Here is a 25,375-nt window from a genome sequence, read left to right on the forward strand (position 1 = left end):
ATCACTCCCCCGACCCGAGACCCGCAAGGACTCCGCCGTCCACGTTTCTCTTTCTTCTCTTCAACCTGTCAAACAGCACGCAGTCCCGAAAGACCGCAAGGGCAGAAGCCCGAATTCATATCCCCACACCTTTAGAAGGCATGGAACCGACAGCCTTTCCTCCGGTGTTTTAACCGGCGGTCACAACATCGAAGTCGTGAGAGGCGTCGGGGACAGCGGCACCGCGTCTGCGGCAACCCGTCGTCGATGGGCGGTTTATAGGAGCCACCGATTTTGGAGTCAACACCCCAAAATCAGCCGACAAATCAACGTCCCCGCGCCATGTGGACGACGCCGGCCCGTTAACCATCGACAGGCCTTATGTAGGCTGGATTTTGCGATGCGCAAGAACCTGTGTGCAAATGCGCAACGCAAATGCAAACGCCCAAAGAATGGGCGTGCCTTTCCGCTCGCACCTCGACGGAAACGCCTTGTTCACCGCGGAAAATGCGCCTGAGCGGGCTTTCAGACCTTGGCCGAACTGAGTTTGGCCGTTCCAACGCCGGTCAAGGCCGGCCAATGGAATAAGGCCACGGCGATAGGTTTGTTCCGGCGCCGCAACGAACCGGTTTGCTGACTGAAAGCGGGAAGCACAGGCGGTCCGCGTCGCCGGACGTCTCAGAAGGCGCCGGATGTTTGCGGCGTCGTGCAGAACCAGTAGCCGTTCGAACTCCCCACACCGCACGGGATCGGCCGTAGGGCGGGAGCAAACGGAGAGTCGGGACGAGACCGTAGTTTCCTGGAAGGACATTCGCCACGGCCGGCGGGCGCCGATCCGGAAGCGACAAGAGCACGACTGGAACAGTCCATCAGTCGTGCGCGGCCCGGTCCATCGGCGCAGCGCGCAGGGCGACGCGTGGAACATGGGGCCAAGCCGGAAGGAAAGCGGCGGGCGCACGGCGCGCCCGCCGGAAACGTCTCAGAGTGCGCCGAGCACGAGGCCGAGGCCCGCCACCGACACCGCCGCGCCGGCTCCGCGCATGAGAGCCGGGCCATGGCGCTCGGCAAGGCGGCCGATACCGAAGCCGACACCGATGCCGGCCAGATGCAGCAGGCCAGTCGCCAGGATGAAGCCTGCGCCATAGGCGAATCCGCTGGCGGTCTCCGGCATTTCGGCGCCATGGGCATGGCCGTGGAAGATGGCGAACAGGCCGACCAGAACCATCGAGACGGCGAGCGGGGCCTTCACGCCGAGCGCGACGGCGGCACCGAGCACGACCACGGACAGGGCAATACCCAGTTCCACATACGGCAAGGTCATGCCCATCATGCCGGCGACGCCGCCGCCCGCCATCAGCACCATGAAGGTGAGCGGGAGCATGTAGACCGCCCGGCCGCCGATCTGCCAGGCCAGCATGCCGACAGCAACCATGGCCAGCACATGATCGAGCCCGCCGATGGGATGCATGAAGCCATGCATGAAGCCATGGGCATCACCCACACCCGTATGGGCGAAGGCGAGCGACGGGGCGAGCATGAGGGCGCCGGCAAGGCCGAGCGTACGGAGGGGAAGACGGGTCATCAAACAAGCTCCTCGGAAGGTTGGCGATTTTTGCGTGATTGCAATGCACAATTCAATGCTTGGCGTCAGCAGATCCGCGGCAACTGATCTCCCACCAGCATGTCCACGATGCGCTCCCCGCCGAAGCGGGTTTCCATGACCACGCGGCCGGGCCGCTCGGCGGCAAGTCGCCCGATGATCGCGGCCTCCCGGCCGAGGAGATGTGCGCGCACAGCGGCAAGCGCTGCCTCAGCTTCTTCGGGAGGCACGACGGCGACAAGCTTGCCCTCGTTGGCGAGATAGAGCGGATCGAGGCCGAGGATCTCGCAGAAGCCGTTCACTTCGGGCCGCAGCGGCACGTCGGTCTCGCGGATGCGCACGCCGACGCCGCTCGCCTCCGCCAGCTCGTTGAGGACGGCGGCGACGCCGCCGCGCGTGGCATCGCGCATCATGCGGATGCCGGGGGCTGCCGCGATCAAGGTGGCGACGAGATCATGCAGGGGCGCACAGTCGCTCTCGATGGGTGTCTCCAGCGCGAGGTCGCCGCGCGCATTGAGGATGGCGGCGCCATGGTCGCCGAGCAGGCCGTTCACCAGCACCACATCGCCCGGCCGCCCCTTGCCGATGCCCACATCGAGCCCGGTGCGCACCACGCCGATGCCGGTGGTGGTGAGGAAGAGCTTGTCGCAGGCCCCCCGCGCCACGACCTTGGTGTCGCCCGTGACGATGGCGACACCTGCTTCGGCCGCTGTCCGCGCCATGGAAGCGGCGACGGCCCGCAGCGTCTCCAGCGGCAGGCCCTCCTCGATGATGACGGCGCAGGAGAGCGCCACCGGGCGGGCGCCGCCCACCGCCAGATCGTTGATCGTGCCACAGACGGCGAGCTTGCCGATGTCGCCGCCGGGGAAGAAGAGCGGATCGACCACGAAGGCATCGGTGGTGAAGGCAAGGCGGTCGCCCTGCGCCGCCAGCGCGCTCAGGTCGAACCGCGCCTGATCCTCCGGGGCCGCGTGGCCGGCGCCGGAGAAGGTTTCAAGAAACACGTCCTCGATGAGATCGCGCATGGCGGTGCCGCCGCCGCCATGGGCCAGCGTCACCTTGGGCTGCGTCACCTTGCGAGGCGCGCGGCGGGGAAGGGAGAAGGGTCCGTTCATGCTGCCCCCCGCAGGCCGCCATATTGATAGTAGGCCGCACAGGCGCCCTCGGATGACACCATAAGGGCCCCGAGCGGCATCTCCGGCGTGCAGGTGGTGCCGAACACCGGACAGGCCCAGGGTTTCACGGCGCCGGTCAGCACTTCGCCGCAGCGGCAGGCAGCGGGATCGGCCACCTTCACGTCCGGCACGGCGAAGCGCCGCTCGGCATCGAAGACGGCATAGGGCTCTCGCAGGCGCACACCCGAGCGCTCGATGGAGCCAAGGCCCCGCCACTCGAACGTGGGCCGAGGCTCATAGACCTCCTCCACGGCGCGCAAGGCGGCGGGGTTGCCGCGCTCGGGCACGACGCGGGCGTACTGGTTCTCGATCCGCGCCTCGCCCGCCGCCATCTGGCGCAGGATCATCAGAAGGGATTGCAGGAGATCGATGGGCTCGAAGCCCGCCACCACCAGCGGCTTGCGGAATTCATCGGCGATGAAGCGGTAGGGCGCCGTACCGATAACCATGGAGACATGGCCGGGTCCGATGAAGCCATCGATGCCGAAGTCCGGCTGCTCCAGCAGCGCCCGCAGCGTCGGAATGATGGTGATGTGATTGCAGAAGAGGGAGAAGTTGGTGATGCGCTCGCGCGCCGCCCGCTGCACGGTGAGCGCGGTAGAGGGCATGGTGGTCTCGAAGCCGAGGCCGAAGAACACCACCTCCCGGTCGGGATTGCGGCGGGCGAGTTCCAGTGCGTCCAAGGGCGAATAGACCATGCGCACGTCGGCGCCGTCGGCCTTGGCCTGAAGCAGGCTCTTGCGGGAGCCGGGCACCCGCATGGCATCGCCGAAGGTGGCGAAGATCACTTCGGGACGCTCGGCGATGGCGACGCAGTCGTCCACGCGGCCCATGGGCAGAACGCAGACCGGGCAGCCGGGGCCGTGCACGAATTCGATCAGGTCCGGCAACAGGCCTTCGAGTCCATAACGGAAGATGGCGTGAGTGTGCCCGCCGCACACCTCCATGACGGTGACGGGATCATCCTTCGCGCGCCCGAGGGTGGCGCAGACGGTCCCGATTTCCCGGATCAGCGCGGCGGCGAGCGCCGGATCGCGGAATTCATCGACGAAACGCATAGGCTCGCCTCCTCAATTAGCCGGAGCGAGGGGTGCGACGGAGCCGGTGCGCATGGCATCCAATTCGCCTTCCATCTCGCCGATCTCCGCCAGCACCTTCAGCGTGGCGGCGGCCTCCTCCTCGTCGATCCGGCTCATGGCGAAGCCCACATGGACGAGCACCCAGACGCCAATGAGTGCGTCCAGCGGTTCGCCCTCCTGCGCCACGCACACCACGTCCACGGTGCGGCGGACGCCGGACACATCGACCACGGCGAGCATCGCGTCTTCATCGGCGATGGCGACGATCCGGCCGGGAATGCCGAGACACATGGGGTCCTCCTAATGCCGGGCGAAGGTGCGGTCGCGGGCGATGCCGTAGCGGTCGAGCTTGGCCCTGAGGCCGACGCGGGAGAGGCCCAGTTCTTCCGCGGCCCGGCTCTTGTTCCAGCGGCAGCGCACCAGGGTTTCGTGCAGGATGGAGGCTTCCATGCGCTCGATCCGGTCCTTCAGCGGCCCGCTGTCCGGCAGCGTGATGGCGGCGAGCATGGGGTCGGCAGCGGCGGCACGCACCACATGGGGCGACAGGAGATCGGCCCCGAGTTCGGGGCCGGGCGCCAGCACCAGCATGCGCAGTACCTCATTCTGCAATTCGCGCACATTGCCGGGCCAGTCATAGGCCTCGATGCAGGCGAGCGCCTCTTCCGTGAAGCCCTTCACCGCCTTGCCGTGCTGGTTGCACAGGCTGTCGAGGATGGCGGCGGCGAGCACCCGCAGATCCTGCTTGCGCTCGCGGAGCGCCGGCATGGCCAGCACCATGGCCGAGAGGCGGTAATAGAGATCCTCGCGGAACTTGCCCGCACTCACCGCCTGCACGAGATCGCGATGGGTGGCGGCCAGCACCCGCACATTCACCCGCTTGGCATCGTTGGAGCCGACGGGACGGATTTCGCCTTCCTGAAGGAAGCGCAGCAGCTTCACCTGAAAAGCGGGAGAAACGTCGCCGATCTCATCCAGAAGAATGGTGCCGCCGTCCGCCTGATCGAGCAGGCCGACGCGGGTCACGTGGGCGCCGGTGAAGGCCCCCTTCTTGTGGCCGAAGAGTTCGGATTCCAGCAGTTCGTCCGGAATGGCCCCGCAATTCACCGCATGGAAGGCGCAGTCGGACCGCAGGCTGGAATAATGGATGGCGCGGGCGAGCAGTTCCTTGCCGGTGCCGGTCTCGCCCTGGATGAGCACGGGAATGTCGAAGACCGCCGCCTGTGCGGCGCGCTGGCAGGTTTCGTTCAGCGGGCTCTGGGGCGTGCGGATCAGCGTGTCGAAAGAGAAGTTGCGCACCACCTTTTCGCGCTGCGAGACGACACGCGCCTGCGCCACGGGCGCTGCGAGCTTCAGTTCCAGCGACAGGCGGTGGTGGTCGCGCTGGAGCGCGAAGAGCTGCGCGGCATTACGGGCCACGAGTAGCAACTGGTCGGGGTGCCAGGGCTTGGTGACATATTGATAGATGCCCGCGCCATTGATGGCGCCGATCATGTCCTCCGGCTCGGTATAGCCGGTGACGATGATGCGCACGATCTCCGGCCAGCGCTCGCGCACCTCGGTCAGGAAGGCGACGCCCGAGAGTTCCGGCATGCGCTGGTCGCAGAAGATGGCCTGCACCCATTCCTGCTCCAACACCGCCCGCGCCTCGGCGGCGCTTGCGGCGGTGAAGACGTCGAACTCCTCGCCGAGCACGCGCGCCATCACCTCCACGGAACGCGGCTCGTCATCGACCACGAGAAGGGCGGGACGCGAGGCGAGCGCGGTCATGGGCCTACTCCGCCGCCCGCCGGGCCGCACCGCGCAGGGCCGCCGCGCGAGCGGCGGCGGCCTCGGCCAGCGCTTCCAGCTTCTCCGCCCGCACATCCTCCAGCCAGGAGAGCCAGGCGCGCATGCCATCGCCGGAACGGCTGGAGAGCGTGAGCACCTTGGCGTGCGGATTGATGCGGCGGACGTTGGCGACGATGAGGTCCACGTCCACGTCGAGATGCGGCACGAGATCGGCCTTGGTAAGCAGTACGAGATGCGCACCCTCGAAGATGTCGGGATATTTGAGCGGCTTGTCCTCGCCCTCGGTGACCGAGAGCAGCGTCACCCGCTTGTCTTCGCCGAGGTCAAAGGCGGCGGGGCAGACGAGGTTGCCCACATTCTCGATGAACAGCACGCCCCCCGCCTCCAGCGGCAGGCGCTCCAGCGCATGGCCGACCATATGCGCGTCGAGATGGCAGCCCTTGCCGGTGTTGATCTGCACCGCCGGCGCGCCGACGGCGCGGATGCGCTCGGCATCATTGCTGGTCTGCTGGTCGCCCTCGATCACGGCAGCGGGGATCTTGTCCTTCAGCGCCTTCAGCGTCTCGACGAGCAGCGTCGTCTTGCCGGCGCCAGGGCCGGCGAGCAGGTTCAGCGCGAAGACGCCGAGGGCGGAAAGGCGAGCGCGGTTGGCATCGGCGAAGCCGTCGTTCTTGGCGAGGATGTTCTGCTCGATCTCCACCAGCCGGCGGGCCTCCAGCCCCGGCGCGTGGGAGCGCACCGGCTGCGGCTCATCTTGGCCATGGTGGTGGTGATCGTCGTGATGATGATGGTCATGGCCGTGATCGCCATGGGCGTGGGAATGGCCATGGTCGTGACCGTGGGAATGGTCATGGCTGTGCGCAGGGTCATGGTGCGTCTCGCCATTCGGGCCGGAAATGGTCACGGCATCGGGGCCGCAGCCGCAGGTCACGCACATCACACCACCTCCAGATCCTTGATGGTCATGCCCGTGCCGCCATTGGGCACGAGGCGCTCGCCGCCGCAGCAGGGACAGGGGTCGAGGCGGGTGGCGAGCGGCACCGTGCGGTTGCAGTCGAAGCACCAGGCGGTGCCCTCCTCTTCCAGCACCACCAGTTCCGCCCCTTCGGCCAGCGAGCCCTGCATCACCACGTCGAAGCCGAAGCGCAGCGCCTCCACCTCGACGCCAGCGAAGGCGCCGATGGCGAGCCGGACCCGCGTGACGCGGGAGAAATCCTGCGCCCGCGCCGCCTCTTCCATGGACACCCGAAGGCTCTCGCAGATGGCCATTTCGTGCATGGTCAGCCCCCCCGCCCCTCTAGCTTCACCGGCACGCAGGGATTGACCGCGAGGAGCGCGAGGCGGCCCAGCATCGGCGTCTCGGCGCGCGACGGCAAGGCGGCGAGCATGCGTTCCAACAGCCCGCCCGGCGCCAGCGTCCAGGCGCTCGGCGGCACGATGCGATAAAAGGCGATGCGCCCCGCCTCCACCCGTGCCCCATGGGCGAGCAGGCCGCGCGCAGCAGCAGCAAAGCCATTGCCGGCGGCCGTCCTGCCGCAGGACGCCGGGCCGCCCTTGAGCACCGACAGCAGATCGACCACCCGCGCCAGAAGCCGGGCAAGCAGGCTGCCGCCTTCGGCCGCCAGAAGCGCCACGAGCAGCGGCGCCTGCCGCACCCGCGTCAGCACCGTCGCATCCCGGGCCGGGAGGTCGCGAGGCGCATCCGCCACGGCAGCATCAAGATCGCTCAAGGTGAGCGGCGGCAGCCCCACACGACCCCAGGCGGGGTCGATGTGTTGGCGCACCTGGCGCAGCTGGCGGGCGGGCAGCGTCTCGCCACGCGCCAGCCACAAGTCGAAATCCGAGAGCGAGAGGCCCGCGAGGTCCACATCGCCGCTCACGCGCCGGGCCAGCTCGGCCCCGCCATCGGGGTTCGCCAGAAGGCCGAGCGCGTCGCGCTCGCCGGGCAGGCCCAGCGCCTCCGGGGCCTGATGGAACAGGGCCAGCGCATGATCGCGTAGCGTCTCCTGCCGGATCGAGGCCTCCGCATCCGGGGCCGGCAGATGGAGCGCCTGCGCGCTCGCCGCACCGTGGGCCGCGGCGCAGAGATTGAAGACGCGGGGGATGAGACGTGCAGCCTCTTCCACCGGCCGGCCCGCCAGCCAGCGGCCCGCGTCGGTGAACGCAGGCGCAGAAAATCCCCGGCGATGCGCGAGGACGGGGCTGGCGGCGAGCGGGCTCATGGGGCCTCCGCCGGACGCGCGGAACGGCCGAAGATCATCTCCCGCCGGGAGCGTTCGGGCGGCGGCACCAACGTCTGCGGCAACGCCTCGGCTCCGTCCTCGGCCTCGGGCTCACCTTCAGGCGCGAGGTCCGGTAGCTTGGGCTGCGCCGCCTCCATGGCCGCCAGTTCCGCCTCGCGCCGGCGGCGGATTTCCGCGCTCGGCACGCCGGGCTCGCGGTGAGCCGGATCGAACAGCGCGACCAAGGCCGCCTGCGCGGTCTCGACCGCCTGCAACATGGAGGAGAAATCGAACATGGGCGAGAAGAGGGAGCAGGCCTTGTAGGCTCCGACCTCCGGCCGCTGGGCGGCCAGGAACTCATAGAAGCCGGACGGGAACTCCACGAGGTCCTTCGCGCCCGTGGCCAGATGGCTCCAGTCCTCATCCGGCCCCGGCAGCAGGATGAGGTTCATGAACCAGGGGGTGATGAGCATGCCCAGCACGCGCCCCTCATGCACCCGGAAGCCCACGGCCTTCACGCTCAGCGTCTCGTTGACCATGGGCACGCCGCGCATCTGGCCGGCATGGATCTCTCGGAACGCGGCTTCCAGCTTGCCAGGCACGTCACGGGCGATGGCGAGAAGGCGCGGGTCCACATCCGGCTCAGCCGCCGCCGACGCAGGGCGAGCCTCCGGCGCGCCCGCATCGAGCACCATGAACTGGTCGCGGGCACCGTCGCACACCGGGCAGCGCCAGTGGTCCGGCAAGGCGGTGAAAGGCGTGCCCGGCGGCACCTGCCACACCTCGCAGCCCTCCGCCGGATCATAGACGTGCCAGCAGATCTTGCATTCGAGCCGGGTCGCCGGGTCGAGCGTCGCGGCCTGACCGCGATAGGAGCCTTCAAAGCGCAGGGAGGCGGTCACACGGGTCTCCTCACGCCAGAGCGTCCAGCACCTGCGCAAGGCGCGCGGCGCTGTCGGCGATGTCCTCCGGCGCAGCCTGCGCCACCTCCGGCAAAGACGTGATCTCCAGCGTGTCGAGGATCAGCATGTCGGTGGAATTGTAATAGCGCACCCGCCAAACATCCCGCCGCGCGGCGGCATCGATGCGGCAATTGCCATAGCCGCGCGAGAGAATGGTGAGGTGCCCCTGCCCCAGCACCTCGTCGATCAGCACGAGGTCTTCCGGCGTGTGCGGCAGCAGGGAGAAATTGATGACATGGGCCGGCGTGCCGGGCGCACGGGCGCTGGTGCGGTGGGCGATCTCGGCCAGGATGGGCGGCGCGTTCACCACGCCCGGGCGCGGCCGGGCGATGTCCTCAAGGTCCATCTGCCATTCCGCCGGGAAGGCGCGCAGCAATGCGCCCCGCGGAAACGCCCCCACCTCGATGCGATCGACGCCCTCCGCGCCGCGCACGCGCCACACGCCGGCGAAGGTCGCTTCCTGGATCTCCAACGGCACGACGCCGGTGACGCGCACCGCCACTTCGCCCTCGCCCAGCGCCTCGTCGATCAAGGCGCGGTTCCGGGCATCGAGCCCGGCCAGCGAAAAGCTCTCGTGGCCGCCCGGCTGCCAGCGGGCCAGCGCATCGCGCACCGCCGCCAGCGTGGCGAGCGCGGCGGCGCAGGGGCCCGCCACGTCCGCATCGAGAAGGTGGGGCTCGTAAACCCGCATGCCGGAGGGCATGGGCATGTAGGCGAGCCCCTCCTCGTCTCCCGTCTGGCTGCCGGGGCCGAATCCGAGGGGCGGCTGGATGGCAAAGGGCGAGGCCATGGAGGCTCCTCAGTGGGTGGCCGCGCCGAGGACGGCGCTCAGGCGGGCGAGATATTCATCCCAGTCGCGCATGCGGGCGACGGAGCCGATGGGCGTTCCGGCCCGCACCACCACCAGCGCCGGCAGAGCGAGCTGAAGCTGCTGGCGCAGTTCCAGTTCCAACGCCGGGCCGGCGACGGCGGCGGAGAGCCGGTCGGCAGTGCCGTTCAGCGACTTCACCAGCTCCGGCAGCACGGCGGCGATGTCCGGCGTCTCCAGATGCGGCTTGCCGTGGGAGGGCAGGAACAGGAGGAGATCGCGCGGCTCGCCTTCGAGGTCTGATAGCGCATCCGCATAGGAATACCCATGCGTGATGACCAAACGCTCAACCAGAGGATGAGGGAGCGGCGCCGGGGCCGTTGCGGCGGAAAGGGACATCAGGCCTCCGTGCGTCCCGCAGCCAGCGCTGCGGCCAGGTGGGGCGGGAGCTGTGGCTCCCGGTCGAGATCGGCAAAGGCGCGGTCGAGCGCGCCGGCGTCGCTTGTGCCGGACATTACGGCCGAGAGGGCCGCCAGCGCGTCGGCGATCTGGCGCGCCTCGACGGCATCGATGAGGCGGCGAGCGGCGCCGAGAAACACAAGCACGTAATCGCCCACCTGCGCCTCCGGCACGAGGGCGAGATCGATGCGCGCAAAGCCTTCCGGGCCGGAGCATTCGGCAAGATGCCCGCTCCGGCTCTCGATGCGCATGGGCAGGCCGACGCACATGGGCTCAGGCCTCGCCGAAGGTGCGAGCCAGCACGCGGGCATCGCCGATGCGGCAGGCCTCCTGCGCGCTCGGCCGTCCCGCCTCGTAGGCGGCCCGTGCCACCGCGGCCGTGACGAGCCCCTCCGGGCTTTCGCTGTCGCGCGGCCGCACCGGAACGTCGAACTCTTCAGTAAGGAGGCGCAAGACCTCGGCCACGGCGGGGGCGACCTGCGCCGCCACCGGCGGGGTCAGGCCTCCACCGTAATCATCAAGCGTATGGGGCTGGACGCCCACGAGGCGCAGATGGCGCGGCAGGCAGCCGCGCAGCTGCAGCAGCGCCAGCACCTCCTGAAAGCCGGTCTGGTGCAGGCTCAGCTTGCGCGCGCCGAGCACGGCGGGAACGTCGCCATCGGACAGGCAATGGAGGGTGCCGGGTGGCAGGCCGTAATCCACCGCATCGAGGATCACCACCACATCCGCCTCTTCCAGCGCGGGCAGGAGATAGAGGCCCTGCGTGCCGCCATCGAGCAGCGTCACATGGTCGGGGAAAGTGAAGGCGCGATCGAGGGCTTCCACCACGCGGACGCCGAAGCCTTCGTCCGCCCACAGGATGTTGCCGATGCCAAGCACGAGGATGTGTTCGCCGTCCATGCGACGCGCCTCTCTCCCTGAGGGACCTCCGACGGTGCGGTCTGCGCCGCCCTTTGGAAACTCTCCAATTCAAGAGCCATGCCAGAAGGTCGCAGGCCCGTGAAATGCAGCGCCGACAATGAAACAGGCGTTCAGGCGGCGAGGTCTACAAACGCCGGAATGAAACATACCCTTCCACTTTCTCCCTGAAATGGAAACCAATCTTCCATACAAAAAAGGCGCGGCCGAAGCCGCGCCAGAGGGGCAGGACAAGCCGCGCGCGCCCTATTCGGGATCGTCGTCGCGGAAGCTGCGGGTGCCGTTGGTCATGGCGGAGATCATCGTCTGGCGGGACATGATGTCCTCCCGGATCACCGAATAGACGTGGATGATCACGAACAGGATGAACACCCACATGCCGATGTGGTGCAGCGTGTGCACCTGCATGGAGCCGCCCAGCAGCGGGATGATCCAGCCGAACATGCGGTCCTGCCAGGAGCCGAGGCCCGCCCCCTCCGAATAGAGGGCGAAGCCGGTGCCGATCATGAACAGCCCGCCCAGCACCATGACGAAGAACATGAAGAACTGCGCCAGGGGGTTGTGACCGACAAACTTCAGCGGCCGCGGCTTCAGGAAGGCATACCACTTCACCTCGATGATGAGCCCGCGCCAGAAGCTCGCGCGCCAGAAGGGGAAGGTGAACAGCTCGCGGGAATATTTATTGCCCACGAAGGCCCACAGCACCCGCCCCACGAAGCCGACCGCGAAGATGTAGGCGGCGGCGAAATGGAAGAAGCGGATGTACCCCATCTGGTAATGCGCGCTCGGCTCACCTGACAGCGTCGGCAGGGGCGAAGCGATGAGATAGCCGGTGATGCACAGGACGACGATGCACAGGGCATTCACCCAGTGCCACAGGCGCACCGGCGCCTCATAGACGTAGACCGTCGGCAGGCGCCGCTCCTTGGGAGCCTCCGCCGCCTTGGGTTGGGAGAGGGGAATGTCGCTCATGGCGCCCTCCCCTCAGCGCACGGTGACGCGGGCGAGTTCCTCCCCGCCCGGCGCAAGCACGTGGGTGGAGCAGGCGAGGCACGGGTCGAAGGAGTGCAGCGTGCGCAGGATCTCCACCGGCTCGTCGGGGCGCTGCATGGGCGTGTTGAGGAGCGAGGCCTCGAACGCGCCGATGTTGCCCTTCGGGTCGCGGGGGCCGCCGTTCCAGGTGGTGGGCACCACGCACTGGTAATTCTCGATGCGGCCGTCCTTGATCTTGATCCAGTGGCCGAGGCCGCCACGCGGCGCGGCCACCGTGCCGACCCCCTTGGCCTCCTTCGGCCAGGTGGAGGGATCCCACTTCTCCACGTTCGCGGTGGAGGTGTCGCCCGCCTTGATGTTGGCGATGAGATGGTTGAAGTCGTCCATCATCATCACCGCGCAGTAATGCGCCTCCAGCGCCCGCGCCAGCGTGCGGCCGATGGTGGTAGGCAGCGCCTGCTTGGGCGTGAAATTCGTGCCGGCGAGGGTGTTGAAGCGCCCAAGCGCCTCGTCCACCTGCCCCTTCACGTAATCGACGCCCTTGGAATAGGCGAGGATGTAGCGGGCGAGCGGGCCCACCTCCACCGCATTGCCGCGCCAGCGCGGCGCCTTGATCCAACTGTATTTGGCAGCCTCGTCCACGGCCTCGATATTGGTCTTGGTGCCCTTGGCAGCCGGGCCGAGCTCATATTTCGGCTCGGTCACGCCATCCCAGGGGTGCAGGCCCTTGTCATTGTTGCCGCTGCCATAGGTGTACCAGGAGTGGGTGACGAACTCCTGCACCTGCTCGGGATCGCGCGGATCGATGGGATGGATCTCGTCCCACTTGCCGCCGAGGATGACGCCGCCCGGCAGACGGTCCGTGGACTTCTGGCCCTGGATGGCTTCGTAGTCGCCGTAATCCATCACGTTGAGCGCCGAGAGGCCGCCGCCATAGAGCCAGTCCTTGTAGAAGCTGGCGATGGCGATGACGTCCGGCACATAGACATTGGCGGAGAATTCCAGCGCCTCCTGAAGCTTCAGCTTCACGAAGTTGAGCCGCTCCATGTTGAGCGGGGCGCCCGCCGACATGTCCCCGTCCATGTTGATGGCGCAGGGCACGCCGCCCACCATGTAGTTCGGATGCGGGTTCTTGCCGCCGAAGATGGTGTGGACCTTCACGATCTCCCGCTGGAAATCGAGCGCTTCGAGATAGTGCGTCACCGCCAGCAGGTCCGCCTCGGGCGGCAGCTTGTAGGCGGGATTGTCCCAGTAGCCGTTCTTGAAGATGCCGAGCTGCCCGCTCTCCACGAAGGTCTTCAGCCGGTTCTGCACATCGCGGAAATAGCCCGGCGAAGATTTGGAATGGTTGGAGATGGACTGCTGGAGGGCGGAGGTCGCCTTGGGATCGGCCTTCAGCGCATTGACCGGGTTCACCCAGTCGAGCGCGTGCAGGTGATAGAAGTGGACCACATGGTCGTGCCACTGCAGCACCTTGGCCATGATCTCGCGGATCAGGAAGGCGTTGTTCGGGATCTTGATCTGAAGGGCATCCTCCACCGCGCGCACGGAAGTGAGCGCATGGCAGCCGGTGCATACGCCGCAGATGCGCTCCACGAAGGCCCAGGCATCGCGCGGATCGCGGCCCTTCAGGATCACTTCCAGCCCGCGCCACATGGTGCCGGTGGAGACCGCGTTGCGGATGACATTGTTGGCGTCGACATTCACCTCGCAGCGCATATGGCCTTCGATGCGGGTGACAGGATCGACGACAATGCGGCGCCCGGCATTATCCAGGCTGAAGCCGTTCGGGGTCTGGATGGTCACTGGGCGTCTCCCTTGTGCTGGGCGCGCTTCAGCGCGCTGACGGCCGCGTGCACGGCCACGGCGCCGCCCACGACGCCTGCGGCGGCAAAGCCGATCTTGTCCGCATTGGCCTCGATGCCGAAGCCTTCACCCTTGATGTCGGTGAGGCGGGCATACCAGGAGCCCTTGTCCCAGAAGCCGTCCTCGGAGCAGCCGATGCAGCCGTGGCCGGCCTGGATCGGGAAGGAGACGCCGTCATTCCAGCGCACGGTGGAACAGGCGTTGTAGGTCGTCGGCCCCTTGCAGCCGACCTTGTAGAGGCAATAGCCCTTGCGCGCGCCCTCGTCGTCGAACTTCTCGACATACTGCCCGGCGTCGAAATGCGGGCGGCGATAGCATTTGTCGTGGATGCGCTGGGAATAGAACATCTTCGGCCGGCCCTGGCGGTCCAGCTCCGGGATGCGGTCGAAGGTGAGCATGTAGGTGATGACGCCGGTCATCACCTCGGCGATGGGCGGGCAGCCCGGCACCTTGATGATCGGCTTGTCGAAGATCACCTCATGCACCGGGGTCGCGCGCGTCGGGTTGGGACGCGCCGCCTGCACGCAGCCATAGGAGGCGCAGGAGCCCCAGGAGATGATGGCCTTGGCGTCCTTCGCCACCTTCTTCAGCTGATCGACGAAGGGCTTGCCGCCGATGATGCAGTACATGCCATCCTCGTTGAGCGGCGGATTGCCTTCCACCGCGAGGATGTAGTTGCCCTTGTACTTCTCCATCACCTCATCGAGGATCGCTTCCGCCTGATGGCCCGCGGAGGCCATGAGCGTGTCGTCATAGTCCAGCGAGATCATGGAGAGCACCACGTCCTTCACCAGCGGGTGAGCGGAGCGGATGAAGCTTTCCGAGCAGCAGGTGCATTCCAGACCATGGAGCCACAGCACCGGCAGGCGCGGCTTGGTCTCCATCGCATGGGCGATTTCCGGCACCATCTCCGGGCCGAGGCCGAGCGCGGCAGCGGTCAGCGAGCAATATTTCAGGAATGAGCGGCGGGTGATGCCCTGCCGGCGCATCACGTCATAGAAGGTCTCGAGGCCGGCCATGCGGCGTCCCTCCGGGGCATGTGTCCAAGCGCGGGCCGGCGTCCCTATGGGACATCCGGCTCCGGCGCGCGCCGCGTCGAGGCGACACGCTCATGCCCCTTCAGCAACCGCCGTGCCACAGGCTGGAAGTTTTCCAGATCAACGGTTTGTGGCTCCCGCGCCAGGGCGACCGGCGGAAAGCGGAACGCCGCTTTCCACGCGCGACGGAAAGCCGCTTACCGGCCCTCTGACGCCATCAGCCGCGCCGCCGCGATGGCCGCCTGGCCGAAGGCGAGACCGCCGTCATTGGCCGGCACATCGCCGGGCAGCAGCACGGTGAGACCATGGGCGGACAGGCGGGCCGCCACGTCGTCCAGCAAACGGGCGTTCTGGAACACGCCGCCGGACAAAGCGACGGTGGACAGCCCCTGCCCTTCCGCCACCCAGGCGGCAAGGTCGGCGAAGGCCGCCGCGACGCCCGCATGGAAGCGCGCCGCCATCGCGGGGGCGGGCACGCCCGCTGCCCGGTCGGCCAAGGCCGCCCGCCAGAGCGGCGCCGGATCCAGTTCCATGAGGCCGTCGGCCTCCCGCACCGCCATGGGATAGGGCGCGGCCGCGATGTCGCCAGCGCAGGCTTCCAGCGCCATCGCTGCCTCGCCCTCGAAGGAGAGGCGATCAGGCGCGAGGCCGAGCAGCGCCGCCATGGCATCGAACAGCCGCCCGGCGGAACTGGCGAGTGGCGCGTTGAGCCCTTTGGCGATCATCGCCCGCACGGTGGCAAGTGGCTTTCCATCCAGAAGGTTCGCCGGAAAGCCTCCTTCCTCCACCGCAGCGTCCAGATGAGCCAGCAGCGCGCGCCACGGCTCGCGGCTCGCAACATCCCCGCCAGCGAGCGCAATGGGAGCGAGGCGCGCCATGCGGCGGCTCTCTCGGTAATCGCAGACGAGCACCTCGGCGCCCCAGAGCGTGCCATCCTCTCCGAAACCCAGACCGTCGAGGGCAAGGCCCACCACGGGACCGGCCGAACGGAGCCAGCCGTTCTCCGCCAGAGTCGCGGCGATATGGGCGTGATGGTGCGGAATAGCCAGCAGCGGCAGGCCCCGCTCCGCCGCCAGTGCCGTGCCGAACTGCGTCGCGCGATAGCCGGGGTGCAGGTCCACCGCCACCGCCTCAGGATGATGTGCGAACACCTCCGCCATATCCGCCAGCGCGCGGGCGAACTCCTCTTCCACGGCGGGCGTATCGAGGTCGCCCAGATGATGGGTCAGCAGCGCCTTGCGGCCGTGGCTGAGGCAGGCGGCGCTCTTGAGATCGCTCCCCAGCGCCAGAATGGGCGGCGCACCCTCGAAATCCGCCGGCCAGTCGAGGGCGCGGGGCGCCTGTCCGCGTCCCCGCCGCATCACCCGCACACCCTTGGCTGCAACCCGCACCACGCCATCCTCCAGCCGCCGGGCGATGGGCCGGTTATGGGTGAGGAGGCCGTCCACGATACCGGCGAGCGCTGTCTCGGCGTCTTCGTCGCGAAACACCTGCGGGGCATTCGCCTTGTTGGCGCTGGTCATCACCAGCGGCCCACCCACGCCCGCCAGCAGCAGGTGATGCAGGGGCGTATAGGCGAGCATCAGGCCCACATGGCTCTGGCGAGGCGCAACCGAGGGCGCGAGCGACCCATCAAGGTGCCGGCGCAACAGAACGATGGGCGCGGACGGATCCGAAAGAGCCTCCGCCTCAAGCTCAGACACTTCCGCCAGTGCGCGGGCGGCGGCAAGGTCCGCCACCATCACCGCGAGAGGCTTCGTCGGCCGCTGCTTGCGGCGGCGCAGGTCCGCCACCACCGCCTCGCGGGTGGCATCGCAGGCGATGTGAAAGCCGCCGATGCCTTTCACCGCAAGGATTGCCCCGGCCTTCAAAGCGCTCGCAGCCGCCGCCAGCGCCGCGTCACCTTCAAGGGCGCCGAAGCGCAGGCGCGGGCCGCAGGCCGGACAGGCGATGGGCTGGGCATGGAAGCGGCGGTCGGCCGGGTCGTCATATTCGCGCCGACAGTCGGGGCACAGGGCGAAGGCGCGCATGGTGGTGCGCGGGCGGTCATAGGGCAGGCCTTCCACGATGGAGAAGCGCGGGCCGCAATCGGTGCAATTGGTGAAGGCATAGCGGAAGCGCCGGGCCTTCGGGTCCGCGATCTCCGCCCGGCAGGCGGAACAGGTGGCGAGATCGGGGACGATGCCCACGGACACGGCCCCTGCCCCACTCTCCGCGATGTTGAACTCCGCCCCCTCGACCGGGGCAGCAGGGACGCGCGTCACCTGCTCGACGCGGGCAAGCGGCGGCGCCTCGGCCACGAGAGCAACCGCAAACGCCTCCCGCGCCGCCGCAGGGCCGGCAAGATGGATGCGCACTGCATCGCCGGTATTGCTGACGCTTCCCGCGAGTCCGAACCGGCGGGCGAGGCGCCAGACGAAGGGGCGGAAGCCCACCCCCTGCACGATGCCGCGCACCGTGATCTCTTCCGCTTCGCCCGTGCGCTCCATGGGCGCCTCAATGCACCGTGCAGACCATGCAGGGATCGAAAGAGCGCACGATATGCTGCACGGAAAGCGGTGTCGTCTCGCCCTCCCGCACCGGCGCACCGATCAGCGCCGCCTCCAGCGGGCCGGGCACGCCCGCCGCGTCGCGGGGCGAGAAATTCCAGGTGGTGGGGGCGATGATCTGATAGCGCGCGATGCGCCCGTTCCGGACCTCCATCCAGTGGCCCAGAGCCCCGCGCGCCGCTTCCGTCAGCCCGGCGCCCCGCCCCTCGGACGGGTTCGTCCCATGGGCGCACCAGGGCGCCGCAGGCTCCAGCGCCCGCACCCAGCCCTCCATGGCGATGAGGGTGCGCGCGGTCTCGATCAACCGGCCGATGACACGGCTGAAGACATTGCCGCCGCCCGCCGCCACCAGCGCGCGGGCGAGCGGCTGGCCGTCCATGAGCTGGCGGGCCAGCGCGCCGGTCTCGAAGGGCTGGCCGGCCAGGCGCGGCGCCTTGCACCAGGTGTAGCCCGTCTCGTCGAAGCCATCGGGAATGGTGGAGCCGGCGAAGGGGTGATGCGGGGCCGCGCGATCCTCCATGCGGGCGAAGGTGTGGTCCTCGGCGATGGCCGCCTCGTCCACGCTGCCCAAGACCCCGTCCGCGAAGGTGCCGGTGGAGTAATGCGGCCCCTCCTCGCCCGGATAGGCACCGAAGCTCAGGAAGCGGTCATAGGCCCGCCCAAGGCGGGTGAGATCTAGGTCAGCGGCGATTTCAAGGAACAGGCGGAAATCGCCATCGGGGCCCGACGCGCGCCACGCCTCCAACTCCTGCGGGTCCGCCAGAGCGGAGATCCGCTCCAGGGGCGCGCCATAGAGGGTTTGTTCCAGCGTTGCCCGCACCGCGCCCAGCGTCGCGAGAAGGCGCATCTGGTCGCGCGGCTCCGCCCGGCGCGTCACGCCGCCGGGCTGGATGGCAAGCGTGTGCGGCCAGCGCCCGGCGAGCAGGCCGAGGATATGCATGAGTGTCGCCCGCGCCTCGATGAGCCGCCGCGCGCTGGTGCCTCGCCCCGCCTTGAAGCGCGCCTCGGCGGCGGCGAACCACGGCCGGTCCGCATAGGCCGCGCGGGCGAAATCCGGCATGAAGAAGAGGTGGAAATGGGTGAGGTGGTCGGCCACATTCTCCGCCGCTACCAGCAGATTGGTGGCGATGCGCCCGTTGGCGGTGGGCGCGAGGCCCTGCCATTGCGCCAGCGCCAGCGCCGCCGCCTGCGACTGCGACACCGAGCAGATGCCGCAGATGCGCGGGGCGATCACCAGCGCATCGAAAGGATCACGCCCCTCCAATATGCGCTCGAAACCGCGGAACAGCGGGGAGGAGACGAAGGCCGCGCGCACCGCGCCGTCCGCCACCTCAAGGCGCACCTCAAGATCGCCCTCCACGCGGTTGAACGGGCCGACGATGAGCCGGGCCGTCCCCTCCTTCTCAGCGTTCATCGGCGCTTGATGTCCCGCACGGTGGGCGGCATCACCACATGGTCGGACACCGCATTGCGCCGCAGCCGCTCGGGCGTTGCCGCCTTGGCGAGCGAGGAGAGCGCGATGAACCAGGCCTTGGGCATATCGGTGGGCAGGCCCACCGGGATGCCGGCGATCTTGGGCGTGGCGAGATAGGGGTGGCCGGGCTCCTCGAATTCCGGCGCTGTGCAATTGATGCAGGCATAGCCGCCGCGCGTGCAGGAGCCCTCCCCGTTCCACGGCCGCGTGTTGCAGTCCGCATGGGCCTGCGTGCCGAGGCACCCCAGATGCTCCATCATGCAGCCGAGGTCCGAGAGCTTCTCCGCGCTCGCCTTGTACTCGTAATATTCGTTGCGCGGGCAGCCGTGGTGCACGAGGTGGTCCGCATAGAAGCGCGGGCGGCGATAGGCATCGAGATCGTCCGCGCCCAGAAGCCCGGCCGAGAGCAGCATCAGCGTCTCGGTGATCCAGTTGGGATGGGTGGGGCAGCCGGCAATGTTGATGACCGGCAGGCCGGAGCGCGAGCGGAAGGCAGCGCCCAGCGCCCCACCTTCGCGGCGCCCGTCATATTGCAGGCCGCAGGCATCCGCCGGATTGGCGCCCGCCGCCGTCACCCCGCCATAGGCCGCGCAGGTGCCGACCGCCACGACGTGCTCCGCGACAGCCGCGAGGTCCTGCACCCACTCGATGGTGGGACGCCCCGTTCCCGCGAGCACATGAAAGCGCCCGGTGCCGTTCGGGCCGCGCAGCAGCGCGCCTTCCACGCACAGCGCATCAAGGCGGATGTCGCCACGCGCTACCGCCTCCAGAAGCTCCACGGCCTCGGTGCCCGTCTCTTCCGACAGGCTCGGGTGCCACAGCAGGCGGATGCCGGCGAAATCCAGCGTCGTGAGCAGGTCCGGCGCCTCGGCGCAGAGCAGCGACATGGTGCAGCCGCCGCAGCCGCCCGATTGCAGCCAGAGCACGTTGAAGCCATTGGCGCGGGATTGGACCGTCATGGCGTGCTCCCGGCGGCGGGCAGGCTCAGCGTCATCACCGCCCCGCCCTCCGGGGCATTGGCGGCGGCAAGCGTGCCCTCGTGCTCCTGCACGATGCGATAGCAGATGGAGAGGCCGAGCCCCGTCCCCTTGCCGACCGGCTTGGTGGTGAAGAAGGGATCGAACACCCGCGAGAGAATGTCCGGCGCGATGCCGGGCCCACTGTCACGCACCCGCACCACCACGCGCTCGCCCTCGCGCCAGCCGGTGATTTCGAGCCGGCGGACGGGCGCGCCCTCCAGCGCATCAAGGGCGTTCTGGACGAGGTTCATCATCACCTGATGCAGTTGCCCCGGATGCCCCGTCACGTCCAGCCCGTCCGGCAGATCGGTGAAGATGGCGACATCCGGCTGCTGGGCCTTAGCCACCCAGTCGAGCGCCGAGCGAACGAGGCCGGCCATGTCCACCGCCTCGTCGCCCTGCCGCCGGTCGGACGAGAAGCGGCGCAGGTCCGCCACGATGTCGCGGACCCGCTCGGCGCCTTCCAGCATGCCGGCGAGCGTCGGACCGAGCTCGGCCAATGTGCGGTCGATCTTCAGCTCACCGCGCAGGCCCGAGACGGCGGCCGGGCTCGGGGCGCCATGCAGCGCATCGAGATAGGTGGCGAGGCGCTCGGCATAGCGCTTCATGGTGTGAGCGTTGCCATAGACAAAGGAGATGGGGTTGTTCAGCTCGTGCGCGACGCCGGCCACCAGACGGCCGAGAGAAGCCATCTTCTCCGCCTGCACTAGCTGCTGCTGGGTTTCCTTCAGCCGCTCATGGGCGGCGGCAAGGTCGCTATAGGCCTTGCGCAGTTCGCCCACCGGCCGGCCCATGAGGGTGATGCCCACGGCCCGCCCGCGCGGATCAAAGCGGATGGCGCCGTTGACCGAAACCGGCAGCGGCCCCTCCGGCGTGAGGAAGGTGAAGTCCCGGTCGGCGATCCGCTCGCGCCGCGCGACGGTCGCCAGAACATCGGAGAAGGAGGCCGGAGATTCCGGCGCGATGAGATCGGCGAGGCGCTGCACCTGAAGGACACTGGCCGGGCGACCGAACAGGCGCTCGGCGGCCACATTCACTTGCTCGATGCGCCCAGAGAGATCGCAGGCGATGAGCACGTCGGTCATGGAGGCCATCACGCCGGCGATGAAGGCGTGCGCTTCCTCCAGCGCCTCGTTCTTGGCCTCCAGTTCCACCTGCTGGGCCAGCAATTCGGCATAGGTCTCGTCCATCTTCTGGATGACGGAGATCCACGCCTGCTCGGCCTCGGCACCCGGCACGGCACCATCCGCCCCGAGGCCAGAGGCCGGGAGCACGGGCAGGGCGCCATCATCGTGCGGAAGGGACATGACCGGAACCGGTTGCAGCGACGGCCCGCATGCTACGCCCGCCGGCGGGCGAACGCCAAGGGCGGCGCGTTGGTGGGCGGCGCGCTCGGATGCGGCTCACCGCAGCGTTTCAAAGCCCGCGCTGACAAAGCGGACGAAATCTTCGCACAGAGCCGGATCGGCGGTTGCGGCGCGGCCCTCCGTCAGGCGCTCGATGCGCTTGTCGCCCACATACATGAGCAAGGCGCCCACCGCATATTCATAGGCCCAGACGATGCGGTCCGGCGGACAGGCGGGAAGCGCCCGCTGCATGGCGCCGAAGAAAGCACGGGCCAGAGGATCGTAGAAGCGCTCGATGATGGCGGTCGCCTCGGGACCCGGATCCCAGGCGGTGCGCGCCACGAGAAGCGCGAAGACGTCGCCTGCCTCCGTGCCGCGCATGGTGATGACCGGCTCGGCCCAGGCCCGCACAAGGGCCTCAACGGCGGCCGGATTGTCGGGCCGGGCGTCCACCGCCTCGATACGCGCGATGCGCTCGGTGATATAGGTCTGGCGCCGCTCGAAGATGGTGGTGAAGAGCTCCGGCTTGCGGCCGAAATAATAGCCCACCAGCGCCACCGGCACGCCCGCCCGCGTGGCGATATCGCGCACCGACACGTCCGCATAGCCGCGCTCGGCGAACAGCGCCTCGGCACTGGCGAGAATGGCGGCGCGGCGATCCGGGCGCCCTGGCGCCTCGGGCGCGAGCGCGGACCGTCTGGCCCCCGCAGCCTGTCCGGACGGCACCGCCCGGCGTCGGTCGCTCTTTCCCTTGTCCTCGCTCATGCCCCTCCGGACCGATGGCTTCATCCTGCGGCCTGCGCCCAAGCTCTTACACAGCCGGATGCCGTTGCGCCACGGGGGCCGCATCGGCTTCATGGCGGACTATTGAACAACCATACAAAATTATGTACGACTGTACAAACAGCCTCGCGCAGACGGGGCGACGCCGCGAAACCGCGGCACGGGAAACGCCAGAGCCGCACCGGACCGGCCTCAGATGCCGAACGGGACGTCTCTTCAGGGAGAGCGCCCTTTGCCACGCTTCATCGACATCTCCATCCCACTGGAGAATGACGTTCCGGCCGATCCGCCCTTCCAGAAGGTGCAGATCGCCTATCACACCCATGGGGACACGGCCGCGCAACTGGTCGCGAGCTTTCCCGGCCTCACCGTGGACCAGTTGCCGGACGGACAGGGATGGGCGGTGGAGATCGCCACCATCTCCACCCACAACGGCACCCATGTGGATGCGCCGTGGCATTATCACCCGACCATGGACGGCGGCGCGCGCGCCATCACCATTGATGAAATCCCGCTGGACTGGTGCTTCCGCCCCGGCGTGAAGCTGGATTTCCGCCACCTGCCCGACGGCCATGTGGTGACGCCGGTCGAGATCGACGCGGAACTTGCCCGCATCGGCCACACGCTTGCCCCCCTCGACATCGTGGTGGTGAACACCGCCGCCGGCGCCCGTTACGGCCATGAGGACTACATCCATTCGGGCTGCGGCTTCGGGCGAGATGCGACCCTGCATCTGGTCAACAAGGGCATCCGGGTCGTCGGCACGGACGGCTGGAGCTGGGACGCGCCCTTCAGCCACACGGCGCGGCGCTTTGCGCAGACGGGCGACGCCAGCCTCATCTGGGAAGGCCACAAGGCCGGCCGCGAGGCGGGCTATTGCCAGATCGAGAAGCTCCACAATCTGGAGGCGCTGCCGGCCACCGGCTTCACCGTTTCCTGCTTCCCCGTGAAGGTGAAGGGCGGCTCCGCCGGCTGGACGCGCGCCGTCGCCATCCTTCCCGACTGATCGCCTCTTCAGCCCCAAGGCGCCGGAACGGGCGCCGTTCACAAGATCCATCAGGGAGCCACGCGCTTGAGCAAGGTCATCATCACCTGCGCGGTCACGGGCGGCATCCACACGCCCACCATGTCCGACGCCCTTCCCATCACGCCATCCGAAATCGCCGAGCAGGCTATCGCCGCCGCCGAAGCGGGCGCCGCCATCCTGCACCTCCATGCCCGCGATCCCAAGGACGGGCGCCCGACGCCCGACCCGAAGGTGTTCATGGAGTTCCTGCCCCGCATCAAGCAGAGCACGGATGCGGTGATCAACATCACCACCGGCGGGGGGCTCAACATGACCGTTGAGGAGCGCCTCGCAGCGCCGCTTCAGGCGGCACCGGAAATGTGCTCGCTCAACATGGGCTCCATGAACTTCGCGCTGCATCCGCTCGCGAAGCGCTACAAGGACTGGAAGCACGATTGGGAAGAGCCCTATCTCTCGGGCACCAAGGACTTCATCTTCCGCAACACATTCGGCGACATCGAGCGCATCTACAAGCTCCTGGGCGAGGGCCACGGCACCAAGTTCGAGCATGAATGCTATGATGTGGGTCATCTCTACAATCTCGCCCACTGCCTCGATCAGGGCTGGTTCAGGCCTCCGGTGTTTCTGCAACTGATCTTCGGCATTCTCGGCGGCATCGGCCCCGATCTCGATAATCTCATGTTCATGAAGCGCACCGCCGACAAGCTGTTCGGCAAGGATTATCACTGGTCGGTGCTCGCCGCCGGTCGCCACCAGATGAACTTCGCCACGCAGGCCGCCATGATGGGCGGCAATGTGCGGGTGGGGCTGGAGGACAGCCTGTTCATCGGCAAGGGCCAGCTCGCGAAGAACAATGCGGAACAGGTGGCGAAGATCCGCCGCATCCTCGAAGAGCTGGGCCACGAGATCGCCACCCCGGATGAGGCTCGCGCGACGCTTGGCCTCAAAGGCGCGGATCTGGTGAAGTTCTGAAGGCGGGGGGCATCACGACCGCTCCTGCCCCAGGCGAGACAGATCCCCTCCCCCCTTGCGGGGGAGGGTTAGGGAGGAGGGTAACGCGGCGGGGGCAGACCGCAACCCAACTCTGAACGTGCTGAGCGTCGGCTTAAACGGAGAGGGCGTACCCCCCTCCCCAGCCCTCCCCCGCAAGGGGGCGGGGGAGCGTTCCTCCCGCCTGCGGGAGAAAGTTGAGAGGGGGCCACCGCCCCCTCTCAAGCGAGAGCATTCCGCGTCTAGGCTTCGAACCACCGCCGAGGCATGCCCATGGCCGCACCCAATCCCATCGATGGCTTCGAGATCGACCCGGCCGCGCTCACCTTTGTGGGCGAAGGATTGCAGCGGCCGGAGTGCATCCTCGCCGAGCCGGACGGCTCGCTGTGGAGCGCGGACGCGCGCGGTGGCGTGGTCCACATCCAGCCCGATGGCACGCAGGCCCTCATCACACAGCACCAGGCGGACAGCTTCGCCGCCGCCACCGACGAGGAACAGCGCTTCGTCTCCGGCACGCTTCCGAATGGCCTCGCCTTCGCCCGCAACGGCGACATCCTCATCTCCAATTTCGGTACCGACCGGCTGGAGGTGATGACCCGCGACGGCGCCCTGCGCGTGCTGGTGGATGAGATCGACGGCTCGCCCATCGGCAAGGTCAATTTCGTGCTGCGCGACAGCCGCGACCGCATCTGGCTCACCATTTCCACGCGCATCAAGAACTGGATGAGCGCCATGAGCCCGAACGTGCGCGACGGCTACGTGGCGCTCTATGACCAGGGCCGGTTGCGCGTGGTGGCGGACGGTTTCGGCTTCACCAACGAGATCCGCCTCGATGCACGGGAAGAGTGGCTCTATGTGGTGGAGACCTGCGGCCGGCGGATCACCCGCCTGCGGGTCGCGGAGGACGGCAACCTCTCCCATCGCGAGACCTTCGGCCCCTCGGATCACGGCGCCTTCATCGACGGCATCGCCTTCGACTCTTATGGCAACCTCTGGGGCACGCACGTGATGACGGACCGCCTGTTCGCCATCACGCCGGACGGCGACCTGCGTATCCTGCTGGACGATGACCGGAACAGCGCCGCCGGCCGCGCGCTGATGGAGGCCTTCGCACAGGACAAGGCGACGCCGGAACTCATGCTGGCCTGCGGCGGCACCATCGCCCCTTGGTTCGCCAGCCTCACCTTCGGCGGGCCGGACCTTCGCACCGGCTACATCGGCAGCCTGCGGGGCACGCGCATCCCCGCCTTCCGCGCGCCCGTCGCCGGTCTGCCCATGGCGCACTGGACCTCATGACCCTT

General features: G+C 68.2%; 24 protein-coding genes. 3 read left to right on the forward strand and 21 right to left on the reverse strand.

The window, feature by feature from the left end; translation table 11 throughout:
• Nucleotides 1–958 precede the first annotated feature (958 nt).
• The 21 genes from DFO45_RS07735 to DFO45_RS07835 form a co-directional block, all read right to left on the reverse strand.
• Nucleotides 959–1,561, reverse strand: coding sequence for a HupE/UreJ family protein (locus tag DFO45_RS07735; RefSeq protein ID WP_012169144.1), 603 nt, complete (start codon nt 1,559–1,561; stop codon nt 959–961).
• 65 nt (nt 1,562–1,626) lie between these two features.
• Nucleotides 1,627–2,694, reverse strand: a complete 1,068-nt coding sequence (hypE, locus tag DFO45_RS07740; protein WP_133864438.1) for a hydrogenase expression/formation protein HypE — start codon at nt 2,692–2,694, stop codon at nt 1,627–1,629.
• Nucleotides 2,691–3,812: a hydrogenase formation protein HypD gene (gene hypD / locus DFO45_RS07745; RefSeq protein WP_133864439.1), complete on the reverse strand. Its 1,122-nt coding sequence runs from the start codon at nt 3,810–3,812 to the stop codon at nt 2,691–2,693. Before hypD ends, hypE begins: the two co-directional genes overlap by 4 nt.
• Nucleotides 3,813–3,824: 12 nt before the next feature.
• Nucleotides 3,825–4,124: a HypC/HybG/HupF family hydrogenase formation chaperone gene (hypC, locus tag DFO45_RS07750; RefSeq protein WP_133864440.1), complete on the reverse strand. Its 300-nt coding sequence runs from the start codon at nt 4,122–4,124 to the stop codon at nt 3,825–3,827.
• Nucleotides 4,125–4,133: 9 nt separating this feature from the next.
• Nucleotides 4,134–5,600 carry a sigma-54 dependent transcriptional regulator gene (locus tag DFO45_RS07755; RefSeq protein ID WP_133864441.1) on the reverse strand — a complete coding sequence of 489 codons (1,467 nt, stop codon included), beginning with the start codon at nt 5,598–5,600 and terminating at the stop codon, nt 4,134–4,136.
• Between the two features lie 4 nt (nt 5,601–5,604).
• A complete protein-coding gene (gene hypB / locus DFO45_RS07760) occupies nt 5,605–6,558 on the reverse strand; it encodes a hydrogenase nickel incorporation protein HypB (protein ID WP_133864442.1) in 954 nt (317 codons plus the stop codon).
• A complete protein-coding gene (hypA, locus tag DFO45_RS07765) occupies nt 6,558–6,899 on the reverse strand; it encodes a hydrogenase maturation nickel metallochaperone HypA (RefSeq protein ID WP_012169138.1) in 342 nt (113 codons plus the stop codon). The genes hypB and hypA overlap by 1 nt, the downstream gene beginning before the upstream one ends.
• A 2-nt stretch (nt 6,900–6,901) precedes the next feature.
• Nucleotides 6,902–7,843 carry a nickel-dependent hydrogenase large subunit gene (locus DFO45_RS07770; protein ID WP_133864443.1) on the reverse strand — a complete coding sequence of 314 codons (942 nt, stop codon included), beginning with the start codon at nt 7,841–7,843 and terminating at the stop codon, nt 6,902–6,904.
• Nucleotides 7,840–8,745: a [NiFe]-hydrogenase assembly chaperone HybE gene (hybE, locus tag DFO45_RS07775; RefSeq protein WP_133864444.1), complete on the reverse strand. Its 906-nt coding sequence runs from the start codon at nt 8,743–8,745 to the stop codon at nt 7,840–7,842. Before hybE ends, DFO45_RS07770 begins: the two co-directional genes overlap by 4 nt.
• A 10-nt stretch (nt 8,746–8,755) precedes the next feature.
• Complete coding sequence (locus DFO45_RS07780) at nt 8,756–9,595, reverse strand: hydrogenase expression/formation protein (protein WP_133864445.1); 840 nt, start codon at nt 9,593–9,595, stop codon at nt 8,756–8,758.
• Between the two features lie 9 nt (nt 9,596–9,604).
• Nucleotides 9,605–10,012, reverse strand: coding sequence for a hydrogenase (locus tag DFO45_RS07785; RefSeq protein WP_133864446.1), 408 nt, complete (start codon nt 10,010–10,012; stop codon nt 9,605–9,607).
• Entirely contained in the window at nt 10,012–10,341 is a 330-nt protein-coding gene (locus tag DFO45_RS07790; RefSeq protein ID WP_133864447.1) for a HypC/HybG/HupF family hydrogenase formation chaperone, read from the reverse strand. The genes DFO45_RS07785 and DFO45_RS07790 overlap by 1 nt, the downstream gene beginning before the upstream one ends.
• A gap of 4 nt (nt 10,342–10,345) precedes the next feature.
• Nucleotides 10,346–10,972, reverse strand: a complete 627-nt coding sequence (locus DFO45_RS07795; RefSeq protein WP_133864448.1) for a HyaD/HybD family hydrogenase maturation endopeptidase — start codon at nt 10,970–10,972, stop codon at nt 10,346–10,348.
• Between the two features lie 264 nt (nt 10,973–11,236).
• Nucleotides 11,237–11,962: a Ni/Fe-hydrogenase, b-type cytochrome subunit gene (gene cybH, locus DFO45_RS07800; RefSeq protein ID WP_012169131.1), complete on the reverse strand. Its 726-nt coding sequence runs from the start codon at nt 11,960–11,962 to the stop codon at nt 11,237–11,239.
• A gap of 12 nt (nt 11,963–11,974) precedes the next feature.
• Nucleotides 11,975–13,789, reverse strand: a complete 1,815-nt coding sequence (locus tag DFO45_RS07805) for a nickel-dependent hydrogenase large subunit (protein WP_133864449.1) — start codon at nt 13,787–13,789, stop codon at nt 11,975–11,977.
• Complete coding sequence (locus tag DFO45_RS07810) at nt 13,786–14,868, reverse strand: hydrogenase small subunit (RefSeq protein WP_012169129.1); 1,083 nt, start codon at nt 14,866–14,868, stop codon at nt 13,786–13,788. The genes DFO45_RS07805 and DFO45_RS07810 overlap by 4 nt, the downstream gene beginning before the upstream one ends.
• Before the next feature lie 215 nt (nt 14,869–15,083).
• Nucleotides 15,084–17,375: a carbamoyltransferase HypF gene (gene hypF, locus DFO45_RS07815; RefSeq protein WP_133864450.1), complete on the reverse strand. Its 2,292-nt coding sequence runs from the start codon at nt 17,373–17,375 to the stop codon at nt 15,084–15,086.
• A 7-nt stretch (nt 17,376–17,382) separates the two neighbouring features.
• Nucleotides 17,383–18,849 carry a nickel-dependent hydrogenase large subunit gene (locus DFO45_RS07820; RefSeq protein WP_133864451.1) on the reverse strand — a complete coding sequence of 489 codons (1,467 nt, stop codon included), beginning with the start codon at nt 18,847–18,849 and terminating at the stop codon, nt 17,383–17,385.
• Nucleotides 18,846–19,868, reverse strand: a complete 1,023-nt coding sequence (locus DFO45_RS07825; protein ID WP_133864452.1) for a HupU protein — start codon at nt 19,866–19,868, stop codon at nt 18,846–18,848. Before DFO45_RS07825 ends, DFO45_RS07820 begins: the two co-directional genes overlap by 4 nt.
• Nucleotides 19,865–21,235: an ATP-binding protein gene (locus tag DFO45_RS07830; RefSeq protein WP_133864453.1), complete on the reverse strand. Its 1,371-nt coding sequence runs from the start codon at nt 21,233–21,235 to the stop codon at nt 19,865–19,867. The genes DFO45_RS07825 and DFO45_RS07830 overlap by 4 nt, the downstream gene beginning before the upstream one ends.
• 96 nt (nt 21,236–21,331) lie before the next feature.
• A complete protein-coding gene (locus DFO45_RS07835; RefSeq protein WP_166657074.1) occupies nt 21,332–22,039 on the reverse strand; it encodes a TetR/AcrR family transcriptional regulator in 708 nt (235 codons plus the stop codon).
• 250 nt (nt 22,040–22,289) lie between these two features.
• On the opposite strand from DFO45_RS07835, the gene DFO45_RS07840 reads away from it, so the two are divergent.
• The 3 genes from DFO45_RS07840 to DFO45_RS07850 all read left to right on the forward strand — a co-directional run bounded on the left by DFO45_RS07840 (nt 22,290) and on the right by DFO45_RS07850 (nt 25,370).
• Nucleotides 22,290–23,063, forward strand: coding sequence for a cyclase family protein (locus DFO45_RS07840; RefSeq protein WP_245517987.1), 774 nt, complete (start codon nt 22,290–22,292; stop codon nt 23,061–23,063).
• 66 nt (nt 23,064–23,129) lie between these two features.
• Nucleotides 23,130–24,056 carry a 3-keto-5-aminohexanoate cleavage protein gene (locus tag DFO45_RS07845; protein WP_012169122.1) on the forward strand — a complete coding sequence of 309 codons (927 nt, stop codon included), beginning with the start codon at nt 23,130–23,132 and terminating at the stop codon, nt 24,054–24,056.
• 291 nt (nt 24,057–24,347) lie between these two features.
• Nucleotides 24,348–25,370: an SMP-30/gluconolactonase/LRE family protein gene (locus DFO45_RS07850; protein WP_245517988.1), complete on the forward strand. Its 1,023-nt coding sequence runs from the start codon at nt 24,348–24,350 to the stop codon at nt 25,368–25,370.
• Nucleotides 25,371–25,375: the final 5 nt, after the last annotated feature.

The organism is Azorhizobium sp. AG788 (assembly GCF_004364705.1).
Classification (GTDB): domain Bacteria; phylum Pseudomonadota; class Alphaproteobacteria; order Rhizobiales; family Xanthobacteraceae; genus Azorhizobium; species Azorhizobium caulinodans.